Genomic DNA, 17165 nt, shown 5'->3' with positions numbered 1-17165 from the left:
TTTTTTATGTATTTTAAACAAAAATACCTAATTTCGTTAACAAAATAACATTTGTTTAGTAATCAATCAAAAATTTAATATTTATCTTTGAAAAAAATAAATTGAGCTATGAATTTAACTCCGCCAACATTTTCTAATAATGATTCTTTAAAGTTTTTTAGAACATTAAATAAAAGGGTCAATGAATATTTTAAAGAAAATAAAATAAAAAAAACAGGCAACTGGAAATTGCATCTCAAAACAGTAATATTGTTTGCCATTTTTTTAACTCCTTACTTTTTTATAATAGCATTGCCAAGCATGCATTTTGGTTTGTTTTTATTATTGTCAGTAATAATCGGAATTGGGATGGCCGGAATTGGTATGAATGTGATGCATGACGGAAATCATGGTGCGTATTCTAATAAAAACTGGGTCAATAAGTTTATGGGAGGTAGCATCTATATTTTAGCTGGAAATGTATATAACTGGCAGGTGCAACATAATGTTTTGCATCATACCTACACAAACATACCTGGACATGATGAAGATTTAGATGCAGGACGTGTTATTCGATTTACAAAATCTGCAAAATGGGAAAAATTTCACAAGTTTCAACATTTATATTCTGTTTTTTTATATGGTTTACTGACTTTTAATTGGTCGCTAACAACCGATTTTAAACAAATGGCTAACTATTTAAAAAGAAACCTTTCGTATGGGGTTGCAAAAAGTCCTAAAACACTTTGGACAACTTTAGTAATTTCAAAAATTGTTTATTTTTCTATGTGGATTGTTATTCCAATGATTTTTGGAATTACTTGGTGGAAAGTGTTTATTGGCTTTTTTGCTATGCATTATACTGCAGGTTTAATATTGAGTATCGTTTTTCAACTAGCTCATATTATTGATGACACTACCAATCCTTCTCCAAATGAAACTGGCGAAATAGAAAACACGTGGGCCATACATCAATTATTTACAACGGTAAATTTTGCGCCTAAAAACTGGGTTGTAAATTGGTACACAGGGGGTCTAAATCACCAAGTTGAACATCATTTATTTCCTCATATTAGTCATGTACATTACAGTAAAATTGCAGAAATAGTCAAAAAAACTGCGTCAGAGTGCAATTTACCTTATCATGAGTACAAAACCATGAGAAGTGCAATAATTGCTCATTTTAAACATTTGAAAGATTTAGGACAAGAGCCACAATTGGCATAAAGACACAAACAAATTAAGTTAAAAAACCATTAACAAATTAAGTTTCATTAAGCATATTAAAAACCTTAATTTTCTTATTTTATTGATGGTTTTATACTTTTATAAAACAACTAATTTAGAATACACAGCAAAATGAGCAATCCATTATCCGACAGAATCAACAATTTAGCAACATCTCAAACTTTAGCTATGGCTGCCTTAGCAAGAGAATTAAAAAGTCAAGGGAAAGACATCATCAGTTTAAGTTTAGGAGAACCCGATTTTAATACGCCTGATTTCATTAAAGAAGCAGCAAAAAAAGCAATTGACGAAAACTATTCTACCTATTCACCTGTTGATGGATATGTAGAGTTGAAAGAAGCTATTTGTAGAAAATTCAAAAGAGATAATAACCTAGATTATAAGCCTGCTAATGTTGTAGTTTCAACTGGTGCAAAACAATCTTTATACAACATTGCTCAAGTAATGCTTAACGATGGAGACGAGGTTATTTTACCTGCACCATACTGGGTTTCTTATTTTGAGATTATAAAACTATCTGGCGGAGTTCCTGTTGAAGTTCCAACATCTATAGAACGTGATTTTAAAATCACACCCGAAGAGCTTGAAAAAGCAATCACTCCAAAAACAAAAATGATTTGGTACAGTTCACCATGTAACCCAAGCGGCTCGGTATATAGTCGCGAGGAATTAACCGCTTTGTCTAAAGTTTTAGAAAAACACCCAAACATATACGTAGTAGCCGACGAAATTTATGAACATATTAATTTTTCGGGAACATTTTGCAGTATAGCATCAATACCCGGAATGTTTGAAAAAACAATCACAGTCAATGGAGTTGCTAAAGCATTTGCCATGACAGGTTGGAGAGTTGGATATATTGGCGCACCTGAATTTATCGCAAAAGCGTGTACAAAAATGCAAGGCCAAGTTACATCTGGTGCTAATTCTATCGCTCAACGCGCTACTATTACAGCAGTTGATGCTGATCCAGCGGTATTAAATTTCATGGTTCAAGCATTTCATAGCCGTAGAGATTTAGTCGTTGGTTTATTAAAAGAAATTCCAGGAGTAAAAATTAACGTTCCAGAAGGTGCTTTTTATGTTTTTCCTGACATTTCTTATTTCTTTGGAAAAACCTTAAAAGGAACTGAAATAAAAGACGCTAATGATATTTCTATGTATTTATTATCAGAAGCCTGCGTTGCTACAGTAACAGGAGACGCTTTTGGAAACCCTAATTGCATCCGTTTTTCATACGCAACAAGCGAAGCTTTATTGATTGAAGCATTAAGAAGAATAAAAGAAGCGCTCGCCTAAATTAGGTTAAAATTTTATGTGTGTATTTTAATTTGTAAACCCTTAACTATTTTAAACCCATAAAGTATAAAAATGAAATTATTAGTATTAGGTTCTGGTGAGCTTGGAAAAGAATTTGTTATAGCAGCGCAACGAATGGGTCAAACAGTCATTGCTGTTGATAGTTATGAAAATGCGCCCGCAATGCAAGTAGCACATGGTTTTGAAGTGATAAACATGCTAGATGGAGAAGCTTTAGACCAAATTGTCGCCAAACACAAACCTGATTTTATTGTGCCTGAGATCGAAGCCATACGAACCGAACGTTTTTATGATTACGAAAAGCAAGGCATTACAGTAGTACCATCTGCTAAAGCGGCAAACTTTACTATGAACCGAAAAGCTATTCGAGATTTAGCGGCAAAAGATTTAGGCTTACGAACGGCAAATTATCGCTATGCTACAACAGCTGAAGAATTAAAAAAATCAGTATTAGAAGTTGGAATGCCATGCATAGTAAAACCTTTAATGAGTTCCTCTGGAAAAGGTCAATCGACCATTAAAACAGAAGACGATATATTTAAAGCCTGGAATTATGCAACTGAAGGTTCTCGTGGCGATTTAGTAGAGGTAATTGTGGAAGCTTTTGTAAATTTTTATTCAGAAATAACATTATTAACGGTAACACAAAACAACAATTCTACACTGTTCTGTGCTCCTATTGGACACAGACAAGAACGTGGTGATTATCAGGAAAGCTGGCAACCAGCACGAATTTCTGATGCCGCTTTATATGAAGCACAAGACATGGCAGAAAAAGTCACCGAAGCTCTGGGTGGCGCAGGCCTTTTTGGTGTAGAGTTTTTTTTAACAGATGAAGGAGTCTATTTTTCTGAATTGTCACCAAGACCACATGATACTGGTATGGTTACCTTAGCTAATACTCAAAATTTTAATGAGTTTGAATTGCATTTACGAGCAATTTTAAGCCTACCCATAGCCGAAATAACATTAGAAAAAGCAGGTGCAAGTGCAGTAATTTTAGCTACAGAAAACTCAAATAATCCAACATATACAGGGATTGAAAAAGTAGCTTGTTTACCTAAAACCGATTTTAAAATTTTTGGCAAACCAACCTCTAGGCCTTACCGAAGAATGGGCATAGTACTAAGCCACGATTCTCTAGAAACGCCCATCGAAGAAATTACAAAAAGAGCAAAAGAAACTTCAAAACTAATAACCATAAATTCTTAATATCATGAAAAACAGTATTGTATTATTATTCGCTTTATTCTCTATTTCAGCTTTTTCACAAGAAAAAAAAATAAAATTTGAAAACCAAATAGTAGAAGTTTCCTGTGGTCAATGTCAATTTGAAATGAACGAAAAAAAAGGATGTGATTTAGCCGTTCGAATTGATGGAAAGGCATATTTTATAGAAGGAACAACTATAGATGACCACGGTGACGCACATGCACACAATGGCTTTTGTGCTGCAGTTAGAAAAGCAAAAGTTTCTGGTGAAATTGAAAATAAAATATTTAAAGTCACAAATTTCGTTTTACTACCTACAGAATAAAGTAAAGTATTAAACACATTAATCTAAAAATTAATTTATTATGAGTAACTCTGTTATTCACAAAGCAAATACCCGAGGAAATGCCAATCACGGTTGGCTAAACGCATGGCACAGTTTTAGTTTCGGCAGTTGGTTTAGTGCCGAAAGAGTTCAATTTGGAGTTTTAAGAGTACTAAACGATGATACCGTTGCAGCAGGGATGGGTTTTGGAACGCACCCACATGACAATATGGAAATCATTACCATACCCCTTGAAGGTGATTTGGCTCACAAAGATAGTATGGGCAACGAATCTATTATAAAAACAGGCGACGTACAAGTAATGAGTGCAGGAACTGGAATTCAACATAGTGAGTTTAATCCAAATGCTGATTTACAAACCAAATTATTCCAAATTTGGTTATTCCCAAAAACACAAAATGTAAAGCCAAGATACCAACAAATAACTTTAGACAAATCCGTACAGAAAAATAATTTTGCCCAAATTTTATCTCCTAATCAAGGGGATGAAGGCGTTTGGATTCATCAAGATGCGTGGTTTTATTTGAGTAAATTTGATATAAATTTTTCAAAAAAATTAGCTTTAAAAAAAGAAGGTAACGGATTTTACATCATAACAATTGATGGTAAAATTGAAGTTAATGGAATTCTTTTAGAAAAAAGAGATGCTATTGGAATATGGGATACAGATGAAATAGAAATAAAAGCAAATTTACAATCATCTTTTTTAGTTATGGATATCCCAATGAAAGCCTAAAACTATAGATTAACAAATTAGCATTTTTGCTTGCACTATAAATCAATAAAATAAACATGAAAAAAATTATAGCATTTGGCGCTTCATCAAGCAAAGCTTCAATAAATAAAAAATTAGCAACATTTGCCGCTCATCAGTTTGAAAACACAAGTGTTGAAGTCCTAGATTTAAACGCATATGAAATGCCCATTTTTTCATCTGACAAGGAAAATAAAAATGGGATTCCTCCATTAGCTCATGATTTTTATATGAAAATAGGATCTGCAGATTTAATCGTTATTTCTTTTGCCGAACACAACGGAGCCTATTCTGCAGCTTTTAAAAACATATTAGATTGGACATCGAGAATAAATGGCAAAACATTTCAAGAAAAACCCATGCTATTATTAGCGACCTCCACAGGAGCACGTGGTGGATCTACTGTTTTGGAAATAGCCAAAAATAGATTCCCTTTTCAAGGAGCCATTATAAAAGGTAGTTATTCATTACCAAGTTTCAATGATAACTTTGATGACAACAAAGGAATTACTAATGAGGAATTAAAAAATGAATTACTAAAAATCGTAAAAAGTATTAGTGTATAATAAAAATACTATTTTTACATCGGTTTTGAATCTGCATTTTTAACCCAAAACCTTATAAACATAAAACATGAAAGCATACATATTTCCAGGCCAAGGAGCTCAATTTTTAGGAATGGGTAAAGACTTATATGAAAGTTCGGCAGTAGCCAAAGAATTATTTGAAAAAGCCAATACTATTCTTGGTTTCAGAATCACAGACATTATGTTTGAAGGTTCAGTAGAAGCATTAAAAGAAACCAAAGTAACACAACCAGCCGTTTTTTTACATTCAGTAATATTAGCTAAAACTTTAGACGATTTTAATCCCGAGATGGTAGCGGGTCACTCGTTAGGCGAATTTTCTGCTTTGGTTGCTAATGGTTCTTTGTCTTTTGAAGACGGTTTAAAATTAGTTTCTCAAAGAGCACTTGCCATGCAAAAAGCTTGTGAAATTACACCGTCTACAATGGCAGCAGTTTTGAACCTTGATGACAAAATTGTAGAAGAAATTTGCGCTTCAATAGAGGGTATTGTGGTGGCCGCTAACTACAATTGTCCGGGGCAATTGGTTATTTCAGGAGCTTTTAAAGCCGTTGAATTAGCTTGTGAAAAAATGAAAGAAGCTGGAGCAAAACGCGCTTTAGTTTTACCTGTAGGCGGGGGTTTTCATTCGCCAATGATGGAGCCGGCGCGAGCAGAATTGGCAGCGGCTATCGAAGCAACAATGTTTGCAAAACCTATTTGTCCGGTGTATCAAAATGTAACTGCCACTGCCGTTTCTGACCCAGAGGAAATTAAGAAAAATCTAATCATTCAATTAACTGCTCCTGTAAAATGGTCTCAATCAGTTAATCAAATGATAAGAGATGGTGCAACAAGTTTTACTGAAGTTGGTCCAGGAAAAGTATTGGTTGGATTGGTTAAAAAAATCAACCCAGAGGCAGAAACATTTTCAGCTTAACAAAGGTAAACAACAAATCCTTCGTTAAGAGATGCCATTTTGAAAATTTAATAAGGAAACTAATTATGCATTCATTTATAAAAACTCTTCAAAAACAAACTAAGGTCAAAGTTGTTGATTCTTCTATTGATTATGAAGATTATGTAACTTTAAATTTATCAGCAAATCACACAGATCAATTAGATTTAAATTTAACTGATGCTCTTATTTTTGAAATATTTATAGAAAATCATCTTTCAGAAAATAATGCAAAAGTTGCTTTTGGTGGCTATTTAGAGACACGAAATTTATATAAAAGAAGTCCAGCTTTTAAAAATGAAACCACCGATGAACGAAACATTCACATTGGATTAGATTTATGGATACAAGCTGGAACTAATGTTTTGGCAGCATTAAACGGCACAATTCACAGCTTTCAAAATAATAATGCTATAGGAGATTACGGCCCAACCATTATTTTAGAACACCATATAGAGGGACACGCTTTTTATACCCTTTATGGACATTTAAATTTGGAGAGTTTAAATACAAAAAAAAGAGGTCAAATTATAAAAAAAGGTGATGTTATTGCCCAGTTAGGTGCGTCACCTATAAATGGTGATTATGCGCCACATTTGCATTTTCAAATTATTAAAGATTTACAAGGCAAAATTGGAGATTATCCTGGTGTTTGTAGTAAAAATGAAATTAAATTTTACTCAGACAATTGCCCTAATCCAAATTTTCTATTGAAAATTCAATAGATTTTTATATATTTGACTATAAAATAACTATTAACTTAAAAACATTAATTTATGAAAAAAGTAATTTTAGCATTAGCATTTGTATCAATTCTAGCATTTGTATCATGTAAAGAATCTATTGCAGAAAAAGTAGAAAACGCTACTGAAACTGTTGGAACTGAAATAGAAACAGCAACTGAAAACGTTGTTGATGCAATTGATTCTACTGCAACTGAAGTTGGAAACGATATGAAAGAAGGAGTAGATGATATGGCAAAAAAAGTAGATGAAGTTGTAAAGTAATTTCTAATTTCAAATAAAAAAACCCCAAATAATTTAAAACTATTTGGGGTTTTTTATTTGAAATTAGCTTCTTATTTTCTGTTCCCATTTCCAGGCACTTGCCAATGATTCTTCTAAAGTAGATTGCGCTTTCCAGCCTAAAATAGCATTTGCTTTGTCAGTATTAGCAAATGCTTCTGTTATATCACCTTCTCTTCTATCGACAATTTGATAGTTTAACTTTTTACCTGATACTTTTTCAAAAGTTTTGATCACTTCTAAAACAGAACTTCCTGTTCCGGTTCCCAAGTTAAACGTTTCTACTTTTTCAATGTTTTTTTTGTTCAACAAGCGCTTTAAAGCTACAACATGCGCTTTTGCTAAATCAACTACATGAATGTAATCGCGAACTGCTGTTCCGTCTGCAGTTGGATAATCATCTCCAAAAACAGAAAGTTTTTCACGCATGCCCATAGCTGTTTGAGTAATAAAAGGCACTAAATTTTGAGGAACACCAAGAGGTAATTCGCCAATTTCTGCACTTGGATGAGATCCAATTGGATTAAAATAGCGTAACAATATGGAGTTCAAATTCGTCACTTTTGCTACATCAGTTATAATTTCCTCACCAATTTGTTTGGTATTCCCATAAGGCGATATTGCTGTTTGGATGGAAGCCGTTTCTGTAATTGGCATTTTTTCGGCTTGACCGTAAACCGTACAAGAAGAACTAAAAATAAAATTGGCTTTTGGTAATTTTGTTAATTCTTGCAACACATAAACCAAAGCATTGATATTGTTTTCATAATACAATAAAGGATTTTCAACACTTTCACCAACTGCTTTTGAGGCCGCAAAATGAATCACTCCTACAACATCTTTATGCCTTGAAAAAAAAACTTGAACAGCTAATTTTTCACGTAAGTCAATTTTCTCAAAAATTAGTTTTTTACCTGTAATATTAAAAATACCATCCAAAACTTGTTCTGTTGAATTTGATAAATTATCTATAACAATTACATCAAAACCTTCGTTTTGCAATTCAACTACTGTATGTGATCCAATAAAACCTAAACCTCCTGTAACTACTATTTTCATATTTATCAATTAACAGTCAACAGTTTATAACGAACAGCTAAATTACTGAAAACCATAAACTGAAAACCTTGTTAAACGTATTCTAAAATACTATCTGTTATAAATTTAATTTGCTCATCATCTAATTCGGTGTGCATGGGTAAAGCAATAACTTCTTTACATAATTGATTGGTTACCGAAAAATCTTCGTCATTATACCTTGCATCAGCATAAGCTTTTTGACTATGTAATGGAATTGGATAATAAATTGCACACGGTATTTGCTTTTTTTGTAAATGTTCCATTAAACCATCTCGCTTTCCATTTGTAATGCGAATTACATATTGATGAAAAACATGACAATCACAACTAGCACAAATTGTTGGTGCAATTATATTTAGATTTACGCCCAAGGCATTCGTGTATTTTCTGGCTGCATCTTGACGGGCTTTATTATAAGTGTCTAAGAGTGGTAATTTAGCCTTTAAAACCCCAGCTTGTATACTGTCTAATCTTGAATTTACACCCACCACATCGTGATGGTATCGTTGATACATTCCATGATTCACAATTCCTCTAAGTGTATGAGCCAATGAATCATCATTGGTAAATATTGCGCCACCATCTCCATAGCAGCCTAAGTTTTTTGATGGAAAAAATGATGTTGCTCCAACATGGCCTCGAGTTCCAACTTTAATTTTAGAACCATCTTTTGAAGTGTAATCAGCTCCAATAGCTTGTGCATTATCCTCAATAACATATAAATTATGTTCGTTTGCAATTTCCATAATAGCATCTAAATTGACGGCACGACCAAATAAATGAACAGGAACAATAGCTTTTGTTTTTGGAGTAATAGCCTTTCTTATCGCTTCTATAGAAATGTTCATATTATTTATATCAACATCAACTAATACTGGCGTTAATTGCAATAATGCGATTACTTCAACGGTTGCTGCAAACGTAAAATCGGCTGTAATAACTTCGTCACCAGGTTTTAAATTTAAACCCATCATGGCAATTTGCAAAGCATCAGTACCATTAGCACAAGGAATAACGTGCTTTACGCCTAAGTATTGTTCTAGATCTGCTTGAAATTGATGAACCAAAGGTCCATTTATGTATGTGTTTGTATCTAAAACTTCTTGAATTGAAGCGTTAACTTCTTCTTTTATTTTTTCGTATTGACTTTTAAGGTCAACCATTTGTAATTTTTTCATTCTAATTGGATTAAGAGATACAAAAGTAAGAAATTCTAACGTACGAATTAATCTTTAGAAAAAGAAACGTATTTTTATAGCATTAAAAAAAAATCATGTTTATTGTATATAATTTTATTACTTTTTTAGCCTCTCAAATTCTTGAGGTAATGGCATTATTTAATCCAAAAATAAAACTTTTTGTAGAAGGGAGAAAGGATGTTTTAGCGCAAATTGAAAATAAAATAAAGCCCCTAGACAAGACTATTTGGTTTCATGCTGCATCCTTAGGAGAATACGAACAAGGTTTGCCGGTAATAGAAAAAATTAAAGATCAATTTCCTTTACATAAAATAGTTCTAACATTTTTTTCTCCATCGGGATATGAAGTTAGAAAAAAAAACGAAATTGCAGATGTTACTGTTTATTTGCCATTAGACACACTGTCAAATGCGCAAAAGTTTATTAAAAAGGTTCATCCCGAAATGGTTTTCTTTATTAAATATGAATATTGGCCTAATTATTTAAATGAGCTTAAAAAAGCTGGAATTAAAACCTATTTAATTTCAGGCATTTTTAGAGAAAACCAAACTTTTTTTAAGTGGTATGGAAGTTTTTATAGAAATGCTTTACATACTTTTGATTATTTTTATGTTCAAAATGAACATTCAAAAAAATTACTGCAAAGTATAGGCTTTAGTAATGTAAAAATTTCAGGTGACACTCGATTTGACCGTGTTTTATCAATTCTAGAACGCGACAATACTTTAGTCTTTATTGAGAAATTTAAAAATAATAAAACTACAGTTGTTATTGGAAGTTCGTGGCCAAAAGATGAAAAACTATTAACAGATTATATCAATACTGCTCCTGACGATATAAAATTCATCCTTGCCCCTCATAATATTGTACCAGAACACATTAAAGAATTGCAAAAATCATTGAAAAAAAACACCTTATTGTTCTCAGAAATAAACGGCATAGACACTAATACATTATCAAACTATCAGATATTTATTATTGATAGCGTTGGAATTTTGACAAAAATATATTCGTATGCAGATATTGCATATGTGGGTGGCGGTTTTGGAAAATCGGGTATTCATAATATTTTAGAGCCCGCTACCTTTGGAGTTCCGATAGTTATAGGTAAAAACTACACTAATTTTGCCGAAGCAATAGCTTTAGTCCATATGGGAGGCTGTATGTCTATTTCAAATTATGATGAATTAAAAGAAACACTTAATTTATTAATTCAAAATAAAGACGAACGTTATGAAAAAGGTCTTATTTGCAGCACTTTTGTTCAAATGAACAAAGGGGCATCTACAATAATTTTAAACCAAATTCAATCCTAAAAGGTGAAAATACAAAATATAATATGAATGAAAGTTTAATGAAAAATAAATATTTGAAGCGCAAATTAATAATTGTAAAGATCAAAAAGAAAAAAAATTAACAAATTAAAATATTTAATAGTTAAAACATATAAAGCAAAGACACTATTTGAACTCGTAAAAAAAATAAATTGTTTTTTTTTTAACATAACTATTTTTTGTGTAATGTATTTTTAACTAATTAATAATCAATGCATAATTTGAGTATTCTTTAAAATTTAAGTTTAAAATAAATATAAAATTTTATAAGAATTAAGCTTCTAAAAATATTTTGAAAAAAATAACAAAAAATATTTTGTGATGTTAAAAAAGTTATATCTTTGCCAATAATTAGTAATTAACCATTTATATTTAAAAAGATGAAAAAAGTTGTATTAAGTTTAGCATTAGTTGCTATTATGTTTGTTTCTTGTAAAGAAACTGAAGCTCCTGCTGAGGAAGCAGTTGCTGAAGAAGTTGCGGTTGAAGTTGCAGTAGATACTACAGCAGTAGATACTACAGCAGTTGTTGAAGAAGTTGCTACTGAAGAAGTTGCAGAATAATTAGCATAAAATCAAAAAAAAATTAAGGCTTCACTTTGTGAGGCTTTTTTTTGTAATAATTTTATGCTAAAGATTATTTGATTCCTTAAAAAAATCCAATTCTAAAGAAAAATCTAATATTTCTGATAGGTTTATAAATGTTAAAATTTCATTAATACTTTTTACCATCATCAATTCAGTTGAAAATTTACGACTCGTAGCAATTTCTCTTTCATGAATAACAATTTTGAAATAAAATTTTCCTCGTGAAGATTTACACTTCATAAAAAAACAATTTGCTATTTCTTTTTTAAGCAAATTTATTTCGTTTTCACATTCAAAACGCAAATCAAAATTTGCGCTGATAAAAATGGACTTTCCTTTTCTAGAAACGTATTCATATTTATAAGTGCCGTTAATTCGTTTTGATATTACAAAAGTTCCCATAAGTAAGTATAGAGTTTAAATAGAAAGATAACATTTTAAAATTTATTTATTAAAAAAAAATATTTTAATAATATTCAAAAAGAATATAATGATGAACCATTTTTTACTTAATATATCAATTTGTTAAAAAAAATAGGGAATTATACGGAATTACCTTATAAAACTAGTCATACGTTTTTAAAATCATATAAATTTGATTTGTAGTAAAAATACTACATAAATACATGATAATGAAACTTAGATTTACAAATAAAAGATTAGTAGAAATAATTAAGAGCAATACGTCTATACTATACAATGTAGATGATATTGAAGCAATATTCATACGTGTGAAAAAAATTTTTTTTTATAAAATTTATTTTTTAAACATCAAAACAAATAACAAAGAAATAAAAAGTTATATTATTAATAAAAAAAGCAAAGAAGACATCAAAAGAGAAGTCTTTAAAATTAAAACTCATATTAATTTTCATTAAAGTAACATACAATTTAATTAAAATTAGCTTAAATAACTTTTTTAAATTAAAAAAAAATCCAACAAGGTATTAACTCTAAAATAATTTAGATGTTAAATAAAAAAATAAAAATGTCCCAAATAGTATCTAACTTTTTGGGGCATTTTTAAATAGATGTGTTTTTTTTTATTCAAAGCAAACAATTCGACTTTAAATGTTAAAAAGGAATGGTTAACTTTATTAATAAATCTTATTTGATTATTAAAAAAGCTATTATAATTATAACTATTTTTTTTAATTAATTGAATCTAGTAATATAAAAATGATGTCTATTAGAATGTTTGCGCAATGGTTGGGCAAAATAAGGAATAAAAAAAACCGTAACATATTGAATAACAACATAATTACGGTCTTTTAAAGTACCCCAAACGATGTTAATATCGAACTGCTTTTCAGAAGACATGAAGCTCTTGTATCAAGTAAATTTAATATTAAAAAAAACATAAATCATTTCCTTTTATTTATTTTTAATTTGATATATTTGATATAATTAAGGGAAAGAAAATTTCTTTTATATTCCCAAAACTGAAGGATACGCAAAATTTATATCAAATATTTTAAGATTGCAATCAATAAAAATTTAATTTGAAAAAGACAAAACTCATAATAACATTTCTGCTCTTTGCTTCCATATTATTGACTTATTCTCAGGGTAAAAGCGAATCATTAAAAATTATTTGGGAGAATGAATTCTTACTAGATACCGTTCGCTTTAAGGCTATTAATGATTTTTATGAGAATAATACGCAAAGCGACCCAGATAGTTCTTTAAAACTTTCTGAATTTCATTATAAATTAGCTAAACAAAAAAGAAATCGAAAAGAAGAAGCTCTAGCACTAAATGAGAAAGCTATTGTTTATTATATGCTTGGCTATAAATTAGATAAAATAAATACGGTACTTCAAGAAGTATTGGCCATTTATACTGAATTGAAAAATTACAATGGATTAGCATCTACAAAAAATAACCTTGCTGCCTTATTTCAGCACCAAGGCGACAACCAGTCTGCTATAAATAATTTTACAGATGCCTTAGCCTTATTTAAATCACAAAAAAACAACATGAGGGTTGCTGATGTTTTAAATAACATTGCAGGAATATACCAGTCTGTAGAGTTATATGAATTAGCCTTACCAAACTATAAAGAGGCTATAAATATTTACAGGAAAGAAGGAGCGGAAGAAAAAGCTGGTTTTCTTTGGTTAAATACAGCAGTTATTTATGCTAAAATTGGGCGAACCAAAACTGCCAAAGAAAATTTTGAGAAAGCATACTCATTATTAAAAGCAAAAAACGATGTATATTATCTTCCAGAATATTTTTATCATATTGCAGATTTCTATAAAACTAACGGAAATACCCATAGTGCGAGTATAATGATTGAAAAGGGATTAAAAATGCTCACTGAAACAGGTAATAATGATAGAATCATATCTTTTAAACTTTTTAAAGCCGAACTGATTTTAGATTCAGATGTAGAACATGCTTTTCGTATCGCTCAAGAATTAAAAGAACCAATACTTAAGGGAACAAGAAAATCCTATAAATCTGCATTGTTTCAACTCTTATATAATTGCTATAAAAAACGAAAAAAATTCGAACTTGCATTGCAAATGAATGAGCAATATTTGTTATATGCAGATAGTGTTTTAATAGATAAAAATAAGAATGCAATTGTTAGCGAGGCGTTACAAGCTGATTACAAAGCTAAACTATTTAACAATCAATTAGAGGCCAACAAAAAAGAAGCACAATTAAAATTAAAACAATTAAAATTAGTTTATTCCCTTATTTTGATTGGTGGGTTAATAATTTTGATTTTATTTTTTTACTTTCGTTTTCGAATTAAGAAAAATCAAGCGAAACGAGATTTACTAATAGATGAGATTGAGAAGCTTAAAAGTAATGCAAATAAAGAATTAATGGTTGTTTCTAGTAAATTTGAATTGGTTAGAGAAAAAATTGAGCATTCTATTAACAGAAAATTGAATGAAACCGATTGGAAGGTATTAACTATATTATTGGAAGACCCCTCAATTGCCAATAAAGAAATAGCTGATAAGGCTAATATGAGTGTAGATGGAATAGGCTCCTCATTACGAAGAATGTATGAATATTTCGAAATTAAAGAGTCTAAATACAAGAAAATTTCATTATTGTTAGAAGCAATTAAGTCATCAAATAACCCTAAAATAGACGTTTAAAATTCACTTTTACACATGATAATTGTAATTTCACGGCTAGGCGTGATAATAAAAGGTTACATTATTGCATATTTGTTTTTTAAATATAAAATTAATAACAAATTTTAAAAAAAACAAAATGAAAAAATTATTATTACTCGCGGTATTAACATTGGTTACTATGAGCTGCGACCCAGACGACTCAAATGAACCTGCAGTATATAATATGGAAGGCAAATGGTTGTCGGCTTCAAATCTTTCAAATACAATGTACATTTTTGAAAATGGTGTACGCTATACGTATTATTGTACTGATGGCTTGTCTTGCCTTGCCCAATATGATTCCTTTGAAGCTGCAGACGGCAATCACATCCCAGGAACCAACGACTATACATTTGAAAATGGTATTTTAACCATTGATTTAAATTTTGGAAATGAATTAGTTGCTCCAGTTACATTTGAGTGTGATGGTGATAAAGTATATGTTGGCACAACACCTAATGGATTTTACTTATACAGATTAGGTGCTAATTGTAATTAACAAAATTGCAGCTAATAATCTCCTTTTTACACATGATAATTGTAATATCACGGCTAGGCGTGAATAGTTAAATGCACTTTTAATGCAAATTTGTCATAAACTTTAAAATTAATAATTATGAAAAAAATTATATTAACACTAGCCATAGTTTTAGGGCTAACTCAAATTTCAAAAGCACAAACACCTTGCCAAGGAGGAATGTCGGTGAATGTAGGTTCTGTTCCAAATTACCTCAATATTCACCATTCAGGTTTTTACTTCGCTTTTCCTTCCGCTCAAAATGTTATCGAGTGGGAGGTTACAGATTCTTTTGACAATATAATTGTACAAGATACTATAGTTGCTAATCAACTTTTTGCTTTTAATCATAACATCCCAACTACCGACACAATGAACGTTAGAGCACTTTTAACTAATGATACCGCAGGGATTGCGTGTTTATTCGAAGGCGAATTGTATTGGAAAGAAACCCAATATCCATCATTTTCTACGTGGAGTTGGGCATTTGTCAATGAACCTTTTGGCATTAGTGTTTTAGCTATTGATAATATCGAAAAATTGACCGCAAGTGTTTACCCAAACCCAACAAATGGTATAGTAAATATAAGCTTAGAGGAAGGTTCGCTTTTAAAAATAGAACTTTATAGTATGACAGGTAAATTATTATTTAAAAAAGATTTAAATTCAGAGGCATACGCATTAGATATGGGTGATTATTCATCTGGTCTTTATCACATGAAAGTTTTTAACCAAAATAATGATATTGTAAACACAAAGATTTTGAAAGAATAACGTTTGTTATTATTTTGAAAAAATAAAGTGGTTCGGGTGTTAACTCTAACCACTTTTATATTTAAAGTTAATCTTAATAATTGAGGGACTATACATTCAAACTAAATATTACTAATTTATTGAACTTTAAAAATAATTTGACTTGTTGATTATGTTAGATTCAGCAAAACAAAATCGTCTCATATTTGAGATATTAATTTTTAATAATAGCTTTTAAATTTGAAACGAGTTCTTTTGTTATGTAAACACCATTATAATCCATATAATTTTGTTCCTTTTTTTGTTTGGCTATATAATTAATAAGTTATTTAATTGTTATTTGCGAATAGTTTATATCTGAAATAACTTTTATACTATCTTCAACGTTTAAAGATAGCATCGGCAATACTTCATAAAGGTTTACCACTTCATCCAAAGCAAATTTTGATAGTGCTACAGTTTGCAGTTCTGCTACAGTTTCAATATTAACAACAGGTAACGCAACCATCAACTTTAACACAGATATAAACACCGTGCTCTTTTATAATTCGATTCATGGTTTCAACTACAATAGCTTTGTTCTTTTCCTCACATAGCAACGCATCGTAAACGTACAATACATTAATTCCTATTGTATTGAAACGTACAATAGAATGAATGACAAGTACCTAACACGATTACGAGGTTTAAAAGCTGAACAATCAGGGTTAAAAACAGAAAAGAATCCAATAGAACAATACGTAGATGGTTGCTTAGCTTTACTTTCAAACTTAATAACCATTTATAATAAAAGTGATTATGAAAGAAAATGAGCTTTAATTGGTTCAATTTTTTCGGGTAAACTTATTGTTTCCAAAACAGAATGTCGAACCAGAGAAACAAACAAGGTGATTGAGCTTTTAACTGGAAATAACGGGCAATTAGAACACATAAAAAAAGGGGCAAACTCAGAAAATTCTGGTTTGTCCCCTTCAGTACTCGAGGCGGGACTTGAACCCGCACGGGCATTACTACCCACTGGATTTTAAGTCCAGCGTGTCTACCAATTCCACCACTCAAGCATTAGGTTTTATAAAAAACCATTGGTATATTTTTGGAGCGAAAAACGGGGCTCGAACCCGCGACCTCGACCTTGGCAAGGTCG

Annotated in this window: 19 protein-coding genes and 1 tRNA gene; 15 read left to right on the top strand and 5 right to left on the bottom strand. The window is 30.7% G+C overall.

The window, feature by feature from the left end:
- Nucleotides 1–108 precede the first annotated feature (108 nt).
- From AABM47_RS08210 to AABM47_RS08170, 9 genes are all read left to right on the top strand, one after another.
- Complete coding sequence (locus AABM47_RS08210) at nucleotides 109–1206, top strand: acyl-CoA desaturase (RefSeq protein WP_338410443.1); 1098 nt, start codon at nucleotides 109–111, stop codon at nucleotides 1204–1206.
- A gap of 132 nt (nucleotides 1207–1338) precedes the next feature.
- Nucleotides 1339–2526, top strand: a complete 1188-nt coding sequence (locus tag AABM47_RS08205) for a pyridoxal phosphate-dependent aminotransferase (RefSeq protein ID WP_338410442.1) — start codon at nucleotides 1339–1341, stop codon at nucleotides 2524–2526.
- A 72-nt stretch (nucleotides 2527–2598) separates the two neighbouring features.
- Nucleotides 2599–3759, top strand: a complete 1161-nt coding sequence (gene purT / locus AABM47_RS08200; protein WP_338410441.1) for a formate-dependent phosphoribosylglycinamide formyltransferase — start codon at nucleotides 2599–2601, stop codon at nucleotides 3757–3759.
- A 4-nt stretch (nucleotides 3760–3763) separates the two neighbouring features.
- The gene (locus AABM47_RS08195) at nucleotides 3764–4084 is read left to right on the top strand and encodes a DUF6370 family protein (protein ID WP_338410440.1); all 321 of its coding nucleotides are present in this window, start codon (nucleotides 3764–3766) and stop codon (nucleotides 4082–4084) included.
- Nucleotides 4085–4124: 40 nt separating this feature from the next.
- Nucleotides 4125–4841: a pirin family protein gene (locus tag AABM47_RS08190; RefSeq protein WP_338410439.1), complete on the top strand. Its 717-nt coding sequence runs from the start codon at nucleotides 4125–4127 to the stop codon at nucleotides 4839–4841.
- 56 nt (nucleotides 4842–4897) lie between these two features.
- Complete coding sequence (locus AABM47_RS08185; protein ID WP_338410438.1) at nucleotides 4898–5425, top strand: NAD(P)H-dependent oxidoreductase; 528 nt, start codon at nucleotides 4898–4900, stop codon at nucleotides 5423–5425.
- A gap of 67 nt (nucleotides 5426–5492) precedes the next feature.
- On the top strand, nucleotides 5493–6365 hold the full coding sequence (fabD, locus tag AABM47_RS08180) for an ACP S-malonyltransferase (protein ID WP_338410437.1): 873 nt from the start codon (nucleotides 5493–5495) through the stop codon (nucleotides 6363–6365).
- A 65-nt stretch (nucleotides 6366–6430) separates the two neighbouring features.
- The gene (locus AABM47_RS08175) at nucleotides 6431–7108 is read left to right on the top strand and encodes a peptidoglycan DD-metalloendopeptidase family protein (protein ID WP_338410436.1); all 678 of its coding nucleotides are present in this window, start codon (nucleotides 6431–6433) and stop codon (nucleotides 7106–7108) included.
- 51 nt (nucleotides 7109–7159) lie between these two features.
- On the top strand, nucleotides 7160–7390 hold the full coding sequence (locus AABM47_RS08170; protein ID WP_338410435.1) for a hypothetical protein: 231 nt from the start codon (nucleotides 7160–7162) through the stop codon (nucleotides 7388–7390).
- A 63-nt stretch (nucleotides 7391–7453) separates the two neighbouring features.
- On the opposite strand, the gene galE is transcribed toward AABM47_RS08170, so the two are convergent.
- Nucleotides 7454–8467 (bottom strand): UDP-glucose 4-epimerase GalE, encoded by a 1014-nt coding sequence (gene galE, locus AABM47_RS08165; RefSeq protein WP_338410434.1) that lies wholly within the window; start codon nucleotides 8465–8467, stop codon nucleotides 7454–7456.
- Between the two features lie 71 nt (nucleotides 8468–8538).
- Nucleotides 8539–9666, bottom strand: a complete 1128-nt coding sequence (locus AABM47_RS08160; RefSeq protein WP_338410433.1) for a DegT/DnrJ/EryC1/StrS family aminotransferase — start codon at nucleotides 9664–9666, stop codon at nucleotides 8539–8541.
- Nucleotides 9667–9761: 95 nt separating this feature from the next.
- On the opposite strand from AABM47_RS08160, the gene AABM47_RS08155 reads away from it, so the two are divergent.
- Both AABM47_RS08155 and AABM47_RS08150 read left to right on the top strand, forming a co-directional pair.
- Nucleotides 9762–11003 carry a glycosyltransferase N-terminal domain-containing protein gene (locus tag AABM47_RS08155; RefSeq protein WP_338410432.1) on the top strand — a complete coding sequence of 414 codons (1242 nt, stop codon included), beginning with the start codon at nucleotides 9762–9764 and terminating at the stop codon, nucleotides 11001–11003.
- A 398-nt stretch (nucleotides 11004–11401) separates the two neighbouring features.
- A complete protein-coding gene (locus AABM47_RS08150; protein ID WP_338410431.1) occupies nucleotides 11402–11584 on the top strand; it encodes a hypothetical protein in 183 nt (60 codons plus the stop codon).
- 66 nt (nucleotides 11585–11650) lie between these two features.
- Here AABM47_RS08150 and AABM47_RS08145 read toward each other — a convergent pair whose 3' ends face one another.
- Nucleotides 11651–12010 carry a DUF1508 domain-containing protein gene (locus AABM47_RS08145; RefSeq protein WP_338410430.1) on the bottom strand — a complete coding sequence of 120 codons (360 nt, stop codon included), beginning with the start codon at nucleotides 12008–12010 and terminating at the stop codon, nucleotides 11651–11653.
- Nucleotides 12011–13110: 1100 nt separating this feature from the next.
- On the opposite strand from AABM47_RS08145, the gene AABM47_RS08140 reads away from it, so the two are divergent.
- The 3 genes from AABM47_RS08140 (at nucleotide 13111) to AABM47_RS08130 (ending at nucleotide 16042) form a co-directional block, all read left to right on the top strand.
- Nucleotides 13111–14730: a tetratricopeptide repeat protein gene (locus AABM47_RS08140; RefSeq protein ID WP_338410429.1), complete on the top strand. Its 1620-nt coding sequence runs from the start codon at nucleotides 13111–13113 to the stop codon at nucleotides 14728–14730.
- 118 nt (nucleotides 14731–14848) lie between these two features.
- The gene (locus AABM47_RS08135; RefSeq protein WP_338410428.1) at nucleotides 14849–15250 is read left to right on the top strand and encodes a hypothetical protein; all 402 of its coding nucleotides are present in this window, start codon (nucleotides 14849–14851) and stop codon (nucleotides 15248–15250) included.
- 117 nt (nucleotides 15251–15367) lie between these two features.
- Nucleotides 15368–16042, top strand: coding sequence for a T9SS type A sorting domain-containing protein (locus AABM47_RS08130; RefSeq protein WP_338410427.1), 675 nt, complete (start codon nucleotides 15368–15370; stop codon nucleotides 16040–16042).
- A 304-nt stretch (nucleotides 16043–16346) separates the two neighbouring features.
- Here AABM47_RS08130 and AABM47_RS08125 read toward each other — a convergent pair whose 3' ends face one another.
- Nucleotides 16347–16553, bottom strand: a complete 207-nt coding sequence (locus tag AABM47_RS08125; protein WP_338410426.1) for a hypothetical protein — start codon at nucleotides 16551–16553, stop codon at nucleotides 16347–16349.
- A gap of 121 nt (nucleotides 16554–16674) precedes the next feature.
- Here AABM47_RS08125 and AABM47_RS08120 point away from each other — a divergent pair, with 121 nt between their 5' ends.
- Complete coding sequence (locus tag AABM47_RS08120) at nucleotides 16675–16833, top strand: hypothetical protein (protein ID WP_338410425.1); 159 nt, start codon at nucleotides 16675–16677, stop codon at nucleotides 16831–16833.
- Nucleotides 16834–16996: 163 nt separating this feature from the next.
- Here the strand turns inward: AABM47_RS08120 and AABM47_RS08115 are convergent.
- Nucleotides 16997–17082, bottom strand: a tRNA-Leu gene (locus tag AABM47_RS08115).
- Nucleotides 17083–17165 lie beyond the last annotated feature (83 nt).

Origin of the sequence: uncultured Flavobacterium sp. (assembly GCF_963925415.1) — a bacterium.
Taxonomy (GTDB): Bacteria; Bacteroidota; Bacteroidia; order Flavobacteriales; family Flavobacteriaceae; genus Flavobacterium.
Note: the sequence above shows the minus strand (reverse complement) of the source record. Positions and strands in the feature narration are given on the sequence as shown.

Excerpts from the sequence above, each read along its gene's own strand:
- AABM47_RS08120 (WP_338410425.1), top strand. The coding sequence starts at position 16,675 with ATGAATGACAAGTACCTAACACGATTACGAGGTTTAAAAGCTGAACAA.
- AABM47_RS08135 (WP_338410428.1), top strand. The coding sequence starts at position 14,849 with ATGAAAAAATTATTATTACTCGCGGTATTAACATTGGTTACTATGAGC.
- AABM47_RS08175 (WP_338410436.1), top strand. The coding sequence starts at position 6,431 with ATGCATTCATTTATAAAAACTCTTCAAAAACAAACTAAGGTCAAAGTT.
- AABM47_RS08130 (WP_338410427.1), top strand. The coding sequence starts at position 15,368 with ATGAAAAAAATTATATTAACACTAGCCATAGTTTTAGGGCTAACTCAA.
- AABM47_RS08150 (WP_338410431.1), top strand. The coding sequence starts at position 11,402 with ATGAAAAAAGTTGTATTAAGTTTAGCATTAGTTGCTATTATGTTTGTT.
- fabD (WP_338410437.1), top strand. The coding sequence starts at position 5,493 with ATGAAAGCATACATATTTCCAGGCCAAGGAGCTCAATTTTTAGGAATG.
- AABM47_RS08155 (WP_338410432.1), top strand. The coding sequence starts at position 9,762 with ATGTTTATTGTATATAATTTTATTACTTTTTTAGCCTCTCAAATTCTT.
- AABM47_RS08190 (WP_338410439.1), top strand. The coding sequence starts at position 4,125 with ATGAGTAACTCTGTTATTCACAAAGCAAATACCCGAGGAAATGCCAAT.
- AABM47_RS08185 (WP_338410438.1), top strand. The coding sequence starts at position 4,898 with ATGAAAAAAATTATAGCATTTGGCGCTTCATCAAGCAAAGCTTCAATA.
- AABM47_RS08160 (WP_338410433.1), bottom strand. The coding sequence starts at position 9,666 with ATGAAAAAATTACAAATGGTTGACCTTAAAAGTCAATACGAAAAAATA.
- galE (WP_338410434.1), bottom strand. The coding sequence starts at position 8,467 with ATGAAAATAGTAGTTACAGGAGGTTTAGGTTTTATTGGATCACATACA.
- AABM47_RS08145 (WP_338410430.1), bottom strand. The coding sequence starts at position 12,010 with ATGGGAACTTTTGTAATATCAAAACGAATTAACGGCACTTATAAATAT.
- AABM47_RS08195 (WP_338410440.1), top strand. The coding sequence starts at position 3,764 with ATGAAAAACAGTATTGTATTATTATTCGCTTTATTCTCTATTTCAGCT.
- purT (WP_338410441.1), top strand. The coding sequence starts at position 2,599 with ATGAAATTATTAGTATTAGGTTCTGGTGAGCTTGGAAAAGAATTTGTT.
- AABM47_RS08205 (WP_338410442.1), top strand. The coding sequence starts at position 1,339 with ATGAGCAATCCATTATCCGACAGAATCAACAATTTAGCAACATCTCAA.
- AABM47_RS08170 (WP_338410435.1), top strand. The coding sequence starts at position 7,160 with ATGAAAAAAGTAATTTTAGCATTAGCATTTGTATCAATTCTAGCATTT.
- AABM47_RS08210 (WP_338410443.1), top strand. The coding sequence starts at position 109 with ATGAATTTAACTCCGCCAACATTTTCTAATAATGATTCTTTAAAGTTT.